The sequence below is a fragment of the Agrobacterium sp. 22-209-1 genome (assembly GCF_053522485.1).
In genome coordinates this window covers 440290-453713 of sequence record NZ_JBNWCH010000001.1, presented here as the reverse complement: position 1 = coordinate 453713, position 13424 = coordinate 440290, and the positions used below count along the sequence as shown (strand labels likewise).

The following is a 13424-nucleotide window of genomic DNA, read 5'->3' as shown; positions in this document are numbered from 1 at the left end:
TCACATCCTGAATATGCCAAAACGGGTGGGTTCAATCGGTGCATTGAGCGCGGCGGAGAGGCCAAGGCCAAGCACGAGGCGGGTATCCTTCGGGTCGATGATGCCATCGTCCCAAAGTCTGGCGCTGGCATAATAGGGATGTCCCTCCCGCTCGTATTTTTCCCGGATCGGCTGTTTGAAGGCCTCTTCCCCTTCCTTGGACCAGTGACGGCCATCGGCCTCGATGCCATCGCGACGGATTTGCGCCAAGACGGACGCCGCCTGTTCGCCGCCCATCACCGAAATGCGGGCATTGGGCCACATCCACAGGAATCGTGGCGAATAGGCGCGGCCGCACATGCCGTAATTGCCGGCCCCGAAGGAGCCGCCGATGATGACGGTGAATTTCGGCACTCTGGCTGAAGCGACAGCGGTAACGAGCTTGGCGCCATCCTTGGCGATGCCGCCAGCCTCATAGGCCTTGCCGACCATGAAGCCTGTGATGTTCTGCAGGAAAATCAGGGGAATGCCGCGCTGGCAGCAAAGCTCGATGAAATGCGCGCCCTTCAGCGCCGATTCCGAAAACAGAATGCCGTTATTGGCGACGATGCCGACAGGATAACCGTGGATGTGGGCGAAACCGCAGACCAGCGTCGTGCCGTAAAGCGCCTTGAACTCATCGAATTCGGAACCGTCAACCAGACGGGCGATGATCTCGCGCACTTCGAATGGTTTGCGCGTATCGGCGGGAACGACGCCATAAAGCTCCTCAGCCGGATAAAGTGGTTCTACGGGTTCGCGGATATCCAGCTCCACCTGTTTGCGACGGTTGAGGGTGGAGACGATCCGCCGGGTCAGCGCCAGCGCGTGCCGGTCGTCGCGTGCATAATGATCGGTGACGCCGGATTGCCGGGAATGCACATCCGCGCCGCCCAGCTCTTCCGCACTCACCACCTCGCCGGTCGCGGCCTTCACCAGCGGCGGGCCGCCGAGAAAGATCGTGCCCTGATTTTTGACGATGACGGACTGGTCGCTCATGGCAGGCACATAGGCCCCGCCCGCCGTGCAACTGCCCATCACCACGGCAATCTGGGCGATGCCTTCCGCTGACATATTGGCCTGATGATAGAAAATGCGGCCGAAATGATCGCGGTCGGGAAACACCTCGTCCTGATTGGGCAGGTTCGCGCCGCCGGAATCCACGAGGTAAATGCAGGGCAGGCGGTTCTCCGTGGCGATTTCCTGCGCGCGCAGGTGTTTCTTCACCGTCAGCGGATAATAGGTGCCGCCTTTCACCGTCGCATCATTGGCGACGATGACGCATTCGCGGCCCGAGACCCTGCCGATGCCGGTGACAATGCCGGCGGCGGGAATCGGCTCGTCATAGACCTCGTAAGCAGCAAATTGCGAGAATTCGAGAAATGAACTGCCGGGATCGAGAAGCGCTTCGATCCGGTCGCGCGCCAGCAATTTGCCGCGGGAAAGATGCCGTTCACGGGCCTTGTCGCCGCCGCCTCTCAATATTTTCTCGACGTGCTGCTGCAGGTCATCGACCAGGCCTGACATGAAATCGACATTGGCGGCAAAGGTGGGGTCGCGGTTCAGGCTGGATGTAAGCTTCATCTTGTGTCCTCACCCGTTGCCCTTGACCAGTTCGCGGCCGATCAGCATCCGGCGGATTTCGCTGGTGCCGGCACCGATTTCGTAAAGCTTTGCGTCGCGCAGCAGCCGTCCGGCCGGGCTTTCATTGACATAACCGGAGCCGCCGAGAAGCTGAATTGCATCCAGCGCCACCTGTGTGGCCCGCTCGGCGGCAAAGAGGATCGCGCCTGCCGCATCCTGCCGCGTGATGCGGCCATTGTCGCAGGCACGGGCCACGGCATAGACGTAGGCGCGCGATGCGTTCATCGCCGAATAGATATCGGCAAGCTTGCCCTGCACCAGCTGGAATTCGCCGATCGGCTTGCCGAACTGCTTGCGCTCGCGAGCATAGGGCAGCACCAGATCGATGGCTGCCTGCATGATGCCAACAGGGCCGGCAGCCAGTACGGCGCGCTCGTAATCCAGCCCGCTCATCAGCACCGTCACGCCGTCATTGAGGCGACCAAGGATGTTTTCCTCCGGCACCTCGCAATCGTCGAATACCAGTTCTGAGGTAGGCGAGCCGCGCATGCCGAGCTTGTCGAGTTTCTGGGCCGGGCGAAAGCCCTTGAAGCCTTTTTCGATCAGGAAGGCCGTGATGCCGCGCGGGCCGGCGGACATATCCGTCTTGGCGTAGACCACCAGCGTATCGGCCTCGTGACCGTTGGTGATCCACATTTTCGCGCCGTTCAGCACATAGTGATCACCTTTGCGTTCCGCCTTCAGCCGCATCGAGACGACATCCGAACCGGCTTCCGTCTCGCTCATGGCGAGGGAGCCGACGTGCTCGCCGGAGACCAACTTCGGTAGATATCTGTGCTTCTGCTCTTGCGTTCCCCAGCGGTGAATCTGGTTGATGCAGAGGTTGGAATGAGCGCCATAGGAAAGGCCGATGGAAGCGGAAGCCCGGCTTATTTCCTCCATCGCCACGCAATGGGCGAGATAGCCCATGTCAGCGCCGCCGAATTCTTCCGAAACGGTGATACCGTGCAGGCCAAGCTGGCCCATTTGCGGCCAAAGCTTGCGTGGAAAACGGTCGTCCCTGTCGATCGCCGCCGCCAAAGGAGTAATTTTATCGTCTGCGAATGCACTTGCGCTGTCGCGCAATGCTGCGATTTCCGGGCCGAGATCGGCATCGAAAATGGCGGCGAGATTCAAACTCATCGCGTCTCCTCCTCCGGACGGCATCTGCCGCCGTCCCTTTTGTCAGCAACCGGCACCTCCTCCGCGCCGGCAACCCTTGATTATGGCGCATCCCCCCCGGTGAAGGCGGCGGAACGGCGCACGAATGTCTTGATGGCGAAATTGGACTGGATGCGCGACACGCCGGGAACCGTGGTCAGGAAATCCAGTAGCTCCTGATAATGCGGCAAATCCCGCACCATGGCGTGGATCAGATAATCGGAACTGCCGCTGGTCTGGTAACCGCCCACAACTTCCGGAATGGAAGCGACGTGGTGTTCGAAGGTGGTCAACGCTTCCTTGATCTGCCGCTCCAGCGTGACGGAGATGAAGACGCCCATGTTGCCGAGCAGACGGTTCTCATCGAACACGGCGGTATAACCGCGAATGATGCCTTCCTCTTCCAGCTTGCGCACGCGGCGCAGCGTCGGCGTGAAGGAGAGACCGATGCGGGCGGCAAGATCCCGCCAGCTGACCCGCCCGTCATCGCCGAGAACATGCAGAATCTTCTGGTCGAAACTGTCGAGCTCAATCATGGATCATTTGCTCTATGATATGACTATTTGTTGGATCAAAGATATCGCCAATCAAAAAACTGTCAATCAAAATAGCTTTGAAATGAATTCGAGATAGTGATAGCGTTCACATCAGTCGCGGTCTGGAGGAGATTTGCGGCGGGCCGGTTCCTCACATCAGGGCTGGCCAAGGGAGGTGAATTTGGCTGTGCATGACCCTGTCGTGATCGACGGGGCCGCCCATGCTTTCGTGGGCAGGCCTCAGAACCAATTCCAGTTTGCGACGTTGCCGGCATCAGGCGACGTCGACGCGTTTCATGCGCTTCTGCTTTTGGGGGAGAGGCCGCGATGATGCTCACCGAAGCCCAGCAACAGATCAGAGATATGGCCCGCGACTTCGCCCGCGAGCGGCTTGCCCCTGGCGCCGCTTCGCGTGACCGGGAAAGCCGTTTTCCCAAAGACGAATTGAAAGCGATGGGCGAGCTCGGTTTCCTCGGCATGCTGGTCTCCGAAGAGTATGGCGGGGCGGAGACCGGCGCCGTTGCTTACGCACTGGCACTGGAGGAAATCGCTGCCGGGGATGGTGCCTGTTCCACCATCATGAGCGTCCATAATTCTGTGGGATGTGTGCCTATCCTAAAATTCGGAACCGAAGGCCAGAAGCAGCGCTTCCTGCCGAAACTGGCTTGCGGCGAATGGATCGGCGGTTTCGCGCTGACCGAACCGCAGGCTGGCTCCGATGCGTCAAATCTCAAGACCAAAGCGCGGCGCGATGGTGATCGTTATATTCTTGATGGCGCTAAGCAATTCATCACATCAGGTAAAAATGGCGATGTCGTCATCGTTTTTGCCGTCACCGACGCGACGGCGGGCAAGAAGGGTATCACCGCCTTCATCGTGCCGACGGACACGCCGGGTTACGAGGTCATAAGGGTCGAAGAAAAGCTCGGCCTGCATTCATCCGATACCTGCCAGATCGCCTTTACCGACATGGCGGTGCCAGCCGAATTGCGGTTGGGCGAAGAGGGGCAGGGGTATCGCATTGCGCTTGCCAATCTGGAAGGCGGCCGCATCGGCATCGCCGCGCAAGCGGTAGGCATGGCGCAGGCGGCCTTCGAGGCGGCGCGGGATTATGCCCGTGAGCGCAAGGCCTTCGGGCAGGCAATCATCGAACATCAGGCGGTCGCGTTTCGCCTCGCGGATATGGCGACGCGCATTCAAGCGGCGCGGCAGCTGGTGCTGCATGCGGCGGCGCTGAAGGAAGCGGGTGAGCCCTGTCTTTCGGAGGCTTCGATGGCGAAGCTCTTCGCTTCCGAAATGGCCGAGCGCGTCTGCTCGGACGCCATCCAGATTCACGGCGGTTACGGCTACATGGCGGACTATCCGGTGGAGCGGATCTATCGCGATGTGCGCATCTGCCAGATTTACGAGGGGACCAGCGATGTCCAGCGAATGGTGATCGCGCGGAACCTTTGAGCGTTGTTTCGCGGTCTGGAGGAGACCGCGACGGGAGGAGTAGAATGGACATAACCGAAACGCCACGTCTCAGCCTGCATGTTCCCGAACCTGCGGTTCGGCCCGGCGGGGAGCCGGATTTCTCCAATGTGAAAATACCCAAGGCTGGCTCCGTGCCGCGCCCGGAGGTTGACGCCGCGCCGGAAAGCATGCGCGATCTTGCCTATTCGATCATCCGTGTCCTCAATCATCAGGGCGAGGCCGTTGGGCCATGGGCAGGGCTGCTTTCGGATGAGGACCTGCTGGTGGGCCTGAAGAATATGATGCGGCTTCGGGCTTTCGATGCGCGCATGCTGATGGCGCAACGGCAGGGTAAAACCTCTTTTTACATGCAGCATCTGGGCGAAGAGGCGGTGAGCTGCGCCTTCCGCAAGGCGCTCTCCAAAGGCGACATGAATTTCCCGACCTACCGGCAGGCCGGGCTGTTGATCGCCGACGACTATCCGCTCGTCACAATGATGAACCAGATCTATTCCAACGAACTGGATCCGCTGCATGGGCGGCAGTTGCCGGTGCTTTATTCGTCGAAGGAGCATGGTTTCTTCACCGTCTCCGGCAACCTCGCCACGCAATATGTGCAGGCAGTGGGCTGGGCGATGGCGTCTGCCATCAAGGGCGATACCAAGATCGCGGCCGCCTGGATCGGTGACGGTTCGACGGCGGAGTCGGATTTTCACTCGGCGATGGTCTTTGCCTCCACCTACAAGGCTCCGGTGGTTCTCAATATCGTCAATAACCAATGGGCGATTTCCACCTTTCAGGGCATCGCGCGCGGCGGTTCGGGAACCTTTGCGGCACGCGGCCTGGGCTTCGGCATTCCCGCACTGCGGGTCGACGGCAATGACTATCTCGCCGTTTATGCCGTGGCGCGCTGGGCGGTGGAGCGGGCTCGCCGCAATCTCGGCCCGACGCTCATTGAATACGTCACCTATCGTGTCGGCGCCCATTCCACTTCCGACGATCCGAGCGCTTACCGCCCCAAGACGGAGTCCGAGGCATGGCCGCTGGGCGATCCGGTTCTGAGGCTCAAAAAACATCTCATCCTGCGCGGCGTCTGGTCGGAGGAACGGCACCGGCAGGCAGAGGCGGAAATTGCCGATGAGGTGCTGGAAGCTCAGCGCGAGGCGGAAAGCCACGGCACGCTGCACGAAGGCAAAAAACCGCCGAAAAAGGATATTTTCGAGGGTGTCTACGCCGAGATGCCGCCGCATCTCGTCCGGCAACGTCAGAAGGCAGGGTGGTAAGGCATGGCAAGAATGACGATGATCGAAGCCGTCCGTAGCGCCATGGATGTGTCCATGGAGCGCAGTGACGATGTCGTGGTGTTTGGCGAGGATGTGGGCTATTTCGGTGGGGTCTTCCGCGCCACGCAGGGGCTGCAGGGAAAATACGGCAAGACCCGCTGTTTCGATGCGCCGATCAGTGAATCCGGCATTGTCGGCACTGCCATCGGCATGGCTGCTTATGGGTTGCGGCCCTGTGTCGAAATCCAGTTCGCCGATTACATGTATCCCGCCTATGACCAGATCACCCAGGAGGCGGCGCGTATCCGTTATCGCTCCAATGGCGATTTCACCTGCCCGATCGTTCTTCGCATGCCGACCGGCGGCGGCATTTTCGGCGGGCAGACACACAGCCAGAGCCCGGAGGCGCTTTTCACCCATGTCTGCGGGCTGAAGGTGGTGGTTCCTTCCAATCCCTATGACGCCAAGGGGCTGCTGATCGCTTCCATCGAAGATCCCGACCCGGTTATGTTTCTGGAGCCGAAGCGGCTTTATAACGGTCCCTTTGATGGCCATCACGACCGGCCGGTGACGCCGTGGTCCAAACACGAGATGGGGGAGGTGCCGGAAGGGCACTACACCATTCCCATCGGCAAGGCGGAGATACGCCGTCCCGGAAACGCTGTGACCGTCATCGCTTATGGCACCATGGTGCATGTGGCGCTGGCGGCGGCGGAAGAGACTGGCGTGGATGCTGAGATCATCGATCTTCGCAGCCTCTTGCCGCTCGATCTCGACACCATCATCAAGTCTGTCTCCAAGACCGGCCGCTGTGTGATGGTGCATGAGGCGACGCTGACCTCCGGCTTCGGGGCCGAAGTCGTGTCTTTGGTGCAGGAGCATTGTTTTTATCACCTCGAGGCTCCCGTCGTCCGCGTCGCGGGCTGGGATACGCCTTACCCCCATGCGCAGGAATGGGACTATTTTCCGGGACCGGCCCGCGTCGGGCGCGCCCTTGTCGATGTCATGGAGGCCTGATTATGGCGGAATTTGTTATCACGATGCCCGATGTCGGTGAAGGTGTGGCGGAAGCCGAACTGGTGGAATGGAACGTCAAACCGGGCGATCTCGTCCATGAGGACATGGTGCTGGCCGCGGTGATGACCGACAAGGCGACGGTGGAAATCCCATCCCCGGTGGCGGGGATCGTCACCTGGCTTGCCGTGACGGTTGGAAATACCGTGCCGGTAAAGGCGCCGCTGCTGCGCATCGAAACCGATGTCGCCGTCGCCGCTCCCAATGGCAGCGCGCCGGAAGCGGAAGTGCCCACCCAGATGACGCAAGCGCCTGCCGACATGATGGACACGCCGCCACCCGTTGAAACCCAACCTGCGGCGCGAGAGGCCGGGGAGGCGCCGCCGGCGCCCGCCGCCGAACCGCATCATAAACCGTTGGCGTCTCCCGCTGTTCGCCAGCGCGCCGACGATCTCGATATCGATCTCACCAAGGTCAAGGGCACGGGGCCGGACGGGCATATCACCCATGCCGATCTCGACGGGTTTTTAACCGTGCGGGGACGGCCGGACCGTCCCGAGCCGATAGCGCCCCACGATAGCGCTGTCGAGGAGGTGAAGGTGACCGGGCTCAGGCGCAAGATCGCCGAGAAGATGGTGCTTTCCGCCTCCCGCATTCCCCACATCACCTATGTCGAGGAAGTCGACGTGACCGATCTGGAGGATTTGCGGGCAACCATGAACGGCAATCGCCGTTCCGGGCAACCGAAGCTGACGATCCTGCCGTTCCTGATGCGCGCGCTGGTGAAAGCCGTTGCCGATCATCCCGGCATGAATGCCACCTTCGATGACGAAAAAGGGGTCGTCAGCCACTATGAAGCGGTTCATATCGGCATCGCCACGCAGACGCCGTCGGGCCTCACCGTTCCGGTCGTGCGTCATACGGAAACGCTCGGCCTTTGGGAATGCGCGGACGAAGTCGCACGCGTCGCCGAAGCGGCCCGCACCGGCACGGCCCATCGGGAAGAATTGATGGGCTCCACCATCACCATCAGTTCGCTGGGAGCCTTGGGCGGTGTGGTCTCGACACCCATCATCAATCACCCGGAGGTGGCGATCATCGGCGTCAACAAGATCATGACGCGACCGGTGTGGGATGGGACGCGGTTTGTGCCGCGCAAGATGATGAACCTCTCATCGAGCTTCGATCACCGGGTTGTCGATGGCTGGGATGCGGCGATATTCATCCAGGCCGTGAAGGCGCTTATGGAAAAACCGGCGCTGATCTTTATCGACGGCTGAAGATTCATTCGTAAGAAGCTTTTCTTCCATGAGGCGCTCCGGCTTCATGGAACTGTTTCGGTGTCGGTATAGGCTTGCGTTCGTTATCTTCGGGTATAGAAGAGAAGAACGAGAAACATGTTTTCTCATCATGATCACAGTGGCGGACGAGGGCGCTCCGGTGCCCGGCGGTCCGCCCTCCGCCGGCAACCGAATGAAGAAGAAGGTCCTCCCATGCGCACTCCCAAACCCGTTGTCCTGACTATTCTCGATGGCTGGGGGCTGAACGAGGACACATCCAGCAATGCGCCGGTGCTGGCGAATACGCCCACCATGGACCGGCTTTTCGCCACCTGCCCGAATGCGAGGCTCACCACCTTCGGCCCGAATGTGGGTCTGCCCACCGGGCAGATGGGCAATTCGGAAGTTGGCCACACCAATATTGGCGCGGGCCGCATCGTCGCCATGGATCTCGGCCAGATCGATCTGGCGATCGAGGATGGCAGCTTTTTCCGCAATGCGGCGATGCTTGATTTCGCCGCCACCGTGAAGGCCGCGGACGGTGTGGCGCATCTGATGTGCGTCGTTTCCGATGGCGGCGTCCATGGCCATATCCTCCACGGCCAGGCGGCGGTGAGGCTGATGATCAGCCACGGCCTGAAAGTGGTGGTACATGCCATCACCGACGGCCGCGATGTCGCGCCGCAATCGGCTGAAGAATTTGTGGCGGCACTGGTGGCGAGCCTGCCGCAGGGGGCAAGCATCGGCACGGTGATCGGCCGCTATTATGCGATGGATCGGGACAACCGCTGGGAGCGCGTCGAGAAAGCCTATGACGCCATGGTTCTGGCGAAAGGAGAACACGCGCGGGATGCGGTAAGCGCCGTTGCTCAGAGTTATAGGAACAACGTCACCGACGAATTCATCCTGCCGACGGTGATCGATGGTTATGAAGGTTTCAAGGCCGGCGATGGCCTGTTCTGCCTGAATTTCCGGGCTGACCGTGCCCGTGAAATCCTGCTCGCGATAGGGGCGGACGATTTCGACGGTTTTTCGCGCGAAAAGCCTGTCCTTTCGGCTATGCTTGGCATGGTGGAATATTCCACCCGCCATAATGAATTCATGACGACGGCTTATCCGAAGCGGGATATCGTCAATACGCTCGGCGCCTGGGTGGCAAAGCAGGGGCTCACGCAGTTTCGTCTCGCCGAAACGGAAAAATATCCCCATGTCACCTTCTTCCTGAATGGCGGCAAGGAAGAGCCGGAAGTGGGCGAAGACCGTTTCATGCCGAAATCCCCGAAGGTCGCGACCTACGATCTGCAGCCGGAGATGAGCGCGCCGGAAGTGACGGAAAAATTCGTCGAGGCGATCGGCAAGGGTTACGATTTGATCGTCACCAACTACGCCAACCCCGATATGGTGGGTCATACCGGCGATCTGCAGGCCGCAATCAAGGCCTGTGAAGCCGTGGATCGTGGGCTTGGTGCCGTCGTTGCCGCTCTTGAAAAAGTGGGCGGCGCGATGCTTGTCATTGCGGACCACGGCAATTGCGAAACCATGGTCGACCCCGTGACCGGCGGCCCGCATACGGCCCACACCACCAATCCCGTGCCGGTGATCCTTTTCGGCGGCCCGGAAGGTGCGAAGCTGCATGACGGCATTCTTGCCGATGTCGCGCCCACCCTGCTGCAACTGATGAATGTGCCGCTGCCGCCGGAAATGACGGGCAAAAGCCTGATTGACCTCTAAATAATCACACGCCGTCGCGCGGGAGCGTTCCAGCCTCGCGCGACGGCCCGTTTCTCCGCCCCGAACGAGCCTTGCCTTCATGGCTGCTTTGCGTAGAGGCGGTCGTGGATCAGCATGCCGGCAATCATGGCGCCGACGAAAAGAACGACCGGCGTCAGCCCGAGGGCGAAAGCCGATAGTGCCGGGCCGGGACAGAAACCGGCAAGCCCCCAACCGATACCGAAAATGGCCGAGCCTGTTATGAGCGGCCGGTCGATGCGGGTTTTTGCGGGAAGGCTGAAACCTTCTGCGAGGACCGGTTTGGCGAGACGCCGGCTGAGCAGCACACCCGGCACGGCGACCATCACCGCACCGCCGAGAACGAGTACCAGGCTCGGATCCCAATGGCCGCTCGCCACGTCGAGAAAGCCGGAAACGCGGGCCGGATCAACCATGCCTGAAAGCGAGAGGCCAAAGCCGAACAGGGCTCCGGCGGCCAATGCCAGGAAAACACTTGCCACGGCTGGATTTTTCAAGACAGGGCTCCAGTTATCGTCGCGGCGCAAATACCGGTAATCAAGAAGGTGGCGGTCGCGGCGATGGAGCGCCGGGAAAATCGCGCCAGCCCCATGATGCCATGGCCGGATGTGCAGCCTGAGCCCATGCGCGTGCCAAAACCCACCAGCAGCCCGGCAATGAGGATGAGCGGCCATGGTGAAACGATGGTGATGGCCGGCAGCCGGCCGAATGCCGCGGCATAGATATAAGGTCCGGCCAGCAAGCCGGCGACGAAGGCGAGATCGGCAAGACGCCGCTCCCTGCCGAGCATTTTGCCTATGAGCCCGCTGATGCCGGCAATACGGCCATTGAAAAGAAACAGCAGAATGCAGGCAAGACCGAGCAGCATGCCGCCAAAAAGAGAGGGCCAATAGGGGCTCACGGGGTCTCCTCCTCTGGCGCGCAGAATATGGTGTAAAGGGCCTCGATCAGTTGCGCTGCTTTCGCTTCGCTCAGTTGGTAAAAAATCTGCTTGGCGTCGCGCCGGGTTTCGACCACGCCGGCTTCCCGCAGCACGCCCAGCTGCTGGGAGAGCGTCGGCTGGCGAATATCCAGCTTGGCCTCCAGCTCGCCGACGGAGAATTCCCCCTGCGCCAGCGTGCAGGCGAGCATCAGCCGCGCCGGGTGTGCAAGCGTTTTCAGAAGCAGTGCGACCTCGACAGCCCTCTCCTCCATGGCGGGAAGGGGAATTTCAGCAATGTGGGGGGGCTTTTCCAGCTTGTTTTCCTTTACCATATGCTTCCCTCCAGCACGTCGAGCGGGAATTTCAGATAACGCTTGCCATTCGCCTCCGGCTCCGGCAGGCGACCGCCGCGAATATTGACCTGCAGGGCGTGGAGAATGAGCTTCGGCATCGGCAATGTGCGATCCCGCGCTTGCCTGAGACAGATGAAACCCTCCTCCGTCACGCCGGCAAGATGCGGATTGCTGTGTTTCTGTTCGCCGACCGTGCTTTCCCATTTCGGCGTGCGGCCGCCGGGCTGATAATCGTGGCCGGTGAAAAGTCGTGTTTCGTCGGGAAGGGCGAGAATGGCCTGAATGGACGCCCAGAGTTCGCTGGCGCTGCCGCCGGGGAAATCGGCGCGAGCGGTGCCGGAATCGGGCATGAAAAGCGTATCGTGCACGAAGGCGGCATTACCTACCACATAGGTGACGGAGGCCAGCGTGTGGCCGGGCGAAAACAGCACGCGCGCTTCAAGGGAGCCGATATTGAACCTGTCGCCCGCCTCGAACAGCCGGTCCCATTGGGAGCCATCGGTTTTTAGATCCGGCCAGTTGTATTTTTCCTGCCAGAGCTTTTGGACGCCGGTGACTTTCGCGCCGATGGCTGTCTGCGCACCGGTCTTCTGCTTGAGATAATGGGCAGCGGAAAAATGGTCGGCATGCGGATGGGTATCGAGAATCCATTCCACCGTCAGGCCCTGGCTCTCCACATAGTCCAGAATGGCGTCGGCATTCATCGTTCCGGTTGCGCCGGATTTCTCATCGAAATCATAGACCGGGTCGATAATGGCGCAGCGCCCGGTCGAGGGATCGGACACGACATATTGCACGCTCCATGTGCGCGGATCGAAGAATGCCTTGACGTGCGGAGCCGCCGCTGCGCGCCGTTCCAGCCAGCGGGTGGCGCCGGAAAGGTCAAAGCCGTGCGCCTTGCCGAAAGCCTCGATATCGTCCCTTTCGATGCGCCCATCCAGAGCTTCCCCGAGAACATGAAGCGTGAGCGCGCGGGCGCCGCCCTTGCAATGGGCAAAAACGGGGCCTTCCGCTTCCGCCAATTTCTGCTGGAAGGCACGGATATCGGCTTCGGTGATGGTTTGGCCGCTGACCGGGATAAAGCCATAATCCATGCCCGCGGCGCTGGCGGCGCTTTTTTCCTGGGAATTGCCCGGCTGGCCGGGCTCTTCACCATCAGGCCGGGCATTGACGATGCTTTTATAACCTTGGGCGGCGAGCAATGGGAAATCGTCGATCATCGGCTGGCCCGCAACTGTCAGACGCTCGTTGATCTTCACGGCATTCATCGGCATCTCCTGTTACTATAACTTAATATATATTATTGTATAATGTATATTGTTTGTTTGCAAGGCCGCAAAGTGGCTTCGTTCCGGATATCTCCTGCTGCATCGTTCAGGAAAGGTTCGGAAGAAAATCCTAGAGATGGGATTTCTTCGTTTTGTGACGGCTGGACGGAGATTGCCTGTCTTCTGTATGCGAAAAATGCCTTGCGGCCTGAATATGGAGGCACAAGGCATTTTCGTGGACACCGGTTCGAATTCGGGCTCGTTTCAGACGACGAGCCTGCGGCGTGTCGCTTTCCAGCCGAGACAGATGGCTGCAACAAGCAGAACCGTCTGGGCGACGACGAAGGGCGGTTCATTGCCGTTCGGCGCCAGATTGTTGAGTGTTTCGACCTTGAGAAATGCCTGAACGATCAACACGAACATATTGAGATAAAGGCTGATCGTAGCGGTGATCGTATAAATAATGCGCGCCCTGCCATTCAGGCCGTATCCATAAAGCGCAACCAGTGCAATTGCCAGAACGAGGGTCGAGATGACGCCGACGCCGAGCGCCGGCGTGAAATTTCCGATTGGAAACAGGAAGCCGGTGAGTGTGGTGGCGAGCGTGGTGACGAGGAAAAGCGCCATCATGCGCGGCATCCATCGCCCCGCCGCATAAGCGGGTAGGGCGATCAGTCCAGCGGCGATGCCGATGAAGCTTAGGCCCACATGCAATGCCGTGAATTGGGGAATGGTCAGTCCGAGGATCATGATACGTCTCCC

Annotated in this window: 13 protein-coding genes; 5 read left to right on the top strand and 8 right to left on the bottom strand. The window is 60.3% G+C overall.

Going from position 1 to position 13424, the window contains the following annotated elements; all coding sequences use genetic code 11:
• The 3 genes from ACQZ48_RS02030 to ACQZ48_RS02020 form a co-directional block, all read right to left on the bottom strand.
• Nucleotides 1-1602, bottom strand: a complete 1602-nt coding sequence (locus ACQZ48_RS02030) for a carboxyl transferase domain-containing protein (protein ID WP_448728441.1) — start codon at nt 1600-1602, stop codon at nt 1-3.
• Between the two features lie 9 nt (nt 1603-1611).
• Complete coding sequence (locus ACQZ48_RS02025; RefSeq protein ID WP_448728440.1) at nt 1612-2784, bottom strand: isovaleryl-CoA dehydrogenase; 1173 nt, start codon at nt 2782-2784, stop codon at nt 1612-1614.
• An 80-nt stretch (nt 2785-2864) separates the two neighbouring features.
• A complete protein-coding gene (locus ACQZ48_RS02020) occupies nt 2865-3338 on the bottom strand; it encodes an Lrp/AsnC family transcriptional regulator (protein WP_077985119.1) in 474 nt (157 codons plus the stop codon).
• 327 nt (nt 3339-3665) lie between these two features.
• On the opposite strand from ACQZ48_RS02020, the gene ACQZ48_RS02015 reads away from it, so the two are divergent.
• The 5 genes from ACQZ48_RS02015 (at nt 3666) to gpmI (ending at nt 10101) form a co-directional block, all read left to right on the top strand.
• Nucleotides 3666-4793, top strand: a complete 1128-nt coding sequence (locus tag ACQZ48_RS02015) for an acyl-CoA dehydrogenase family protein (RefSeq protein ID WP_142912000.1) — start codon at nt 3666-3668, stop codon at nt 4791-4793.
• A gap of 44 nt (nt 4794-4837) precedes the next feature.
• Nucleotides 4838-6076, top strand: coding sequence for a 3-methyl-2-oxobutanoate dehydrogenase (2-methylpropanoyl-transferring) subunit alpha (locus tag ACQZ48_RS02010; RefSeq protein ID WP_142911999.1), 1239 nt, complete (start codon nt 4838-4840; stop codon nt 6074-6076).
• A gap of 3 nt (nt 6077-6079) precedes the next feature.
• Complete coding sequence (locus ACQZ48_RS02005) at nt 6080-7093, top strand: alpha-ketoacid dehydrogenase subunit beta (protein ID WP_374637457.1); 1014 nt, start codon at nt 6080-6082, stop codon at nt 7091-7093.
• Between the two features lie 2 nt (nt 7094-7095).
• Entirely contained in the window at nt 7096-8370 is a 1275-nt protein-coding gene (locus ACQZ48_RS02000; protein ID WP_448728439.1) for a dihydrolipoamide acetyltransferase family protein, read from the top strand.
• 213 nt (nt 8371-8583) lie between these two features.
• The gene (gene gpmI, locus ACQZ48_RS01995) at nt 8584-10101 is read left to right on the top strand and encodes a 2,3-bisphosphoglycerate-independent phosphoglycerate mutase (protein WP_077985115.1); all 1518 of its coding nucleotides are present in this window, start codon (nt 8584-8586) and stop codon (nt 10099-10101) included.
• Nucleotides 10102-10178: 77 nt separating this feature from the next.
• On the opposite strand, the gene ACQZ48_RS01990 is transcribed toward gpmI, so the two are convergent.
• The 5 genes from ACQZ48_RS01990 to ACQZ48_RS01970 form a co-directional block, all read right to left on the bottom strand.
• Nucleotides 10179-10616 carry a DUF6691 family protein gene (locus ACQZ48_RS01990; protein WP_448728438.1) on the bottom strand — a complete coding sequence of 146 codons (438 nt, stop codon included), beginning with the start codon at nt 10614-10616 and terminating at the stop codon, nt 10179-10181.
• Complete coding sequence (locus ACQZ48_RS01985; protein ID WP_120649316.1) at nt 10613-11020, bottom strand: YeeE/YedE family protein; 408 nt, start codon at nt 11018-11020, stop codon at nt 10613-10615. The genes ACQZ48_RS01990 and ACQZ48_RS01985 overlap by 4 nt, the downstream gene beginning before the upstream one ends.
• Nucleotides 11017-11373, bottom strand: a complete 357-nt coding sequence (bigR, locus tag ACQZ48_RS01980; protein ID WP_077985112.1) for a sulfite-sensing transcriptional repressor BigR — start codon at nt 11371-11373, stop codon at nt 11017-11019. Before bigR ends, ACQZ48_RS01985 begins: the two co-directional genes overlap by 4 nt.
• Nucleotides 11367-12662 carry a bifunctional sulfur transferase/dioxygenase Blh gene (gene blh, locus ACQZ48_RS01975; protein WP_448728437.1) on the bottom strand — a complete coding sequence of 432 codons (1296 nt, stop codon included), beginning with the start codon at nt 12660-12662 and terminating at the stop codon, nt 11367-11369. The genes bigR and blh overlap by 7 nt, the downstream gene beginning before the upstream one ends.
• 264 nt (nt 12663-12926) lie before the next feature.
• Entirely contained in the window at nt 12927-13412 is a 486-nt protein-coding gene (locus ACQZ48_RS01970) for a hypothetical protein (RefSeq protein WP_077985111.1), read from the bottom strand.
• Between the last annotated feature and the right edge of the window lie 12 nt (nt 13413-13424).

Bases quoted from the DNA above. Each gene is read 5' to 3' on its own strand.
- ACQZ48_RS02030 (WP_448728441.1), bottom strand. From the start codon at position 1,602: ATGAAGCTTACATCCAGCCTGAACCGCGACCCCACCTTTGCCGCCAAT.
- ACQZ48_RS02025 (WP_448728440.1), bottom strand. From the start codon at position 2,784: ATGAGTTTGAATCTCGCCGCCATTTTCGATGCCGATCTCGGCCCGGAA.
- ACQZ48_RS02020 (WP_077985119.1), bottom strand. From the start codon at position 3,338: ATGATTGAGCTCGACAGTTTCGACCAGAAGATTCTGCATGTTCTCGGC.
- ACQZ48_RS02015 (WP_142912000.1), top strand. From the start codon at position 3,666: ATGATGCTCACCGAAGCCCAGCAACAGATCAGAGATATGGCCCGCGAC.
- ACQZ48_RS02010 (WP_142911999.1), top strand. From the start codon at position 4,838: ATGGACATAACCGAAACGCCACGTCTCAGCCTGCATGTTCCCGAACCT.
- ACQZ48_RS02005 (WP_374637457.1), top strand. From the start codon at position 6,080: ATGGCAAGAATGACGATGATCGAAGCCGTCCGTAGCGCCATGGATGTG.
- ACQZ48_RS02000 (WP_448728439.1), top strand. From the start codon at position 7,096: ATGGCGGAATTTGTTATCACGATGCCCGATGTCGGTGAAGGTGTGGCG.
- gpmI (WP_077985115.1), top strand. From the start codon at position 8,584: ATGCGCACTCCCAAACCCGTTGTCCTGACTATTCTCGATGGCTGGGGG.
- bigR (WP_077985112.1), bottom strand. From the start codon at position 11,373: ATGGTAAAGGAAAACAAGCTGGAAAAGCCCCCCCACATTGCTGAAATT.
- blh (WP_448728437.1), bottom strand. From the start codon at position 12,662: ATGAATGCCGTGAAGATCAACGAGCGTCTGACAGTTGCGGGCCAGCCG.
- ACQZ48_RS01970 (WP_077985111.1), bottom strand. From the start codon at position 13,412: ATGATCCTCGGACTGACCATTCCCCAATTCACGGCATTGCATGTGGGC.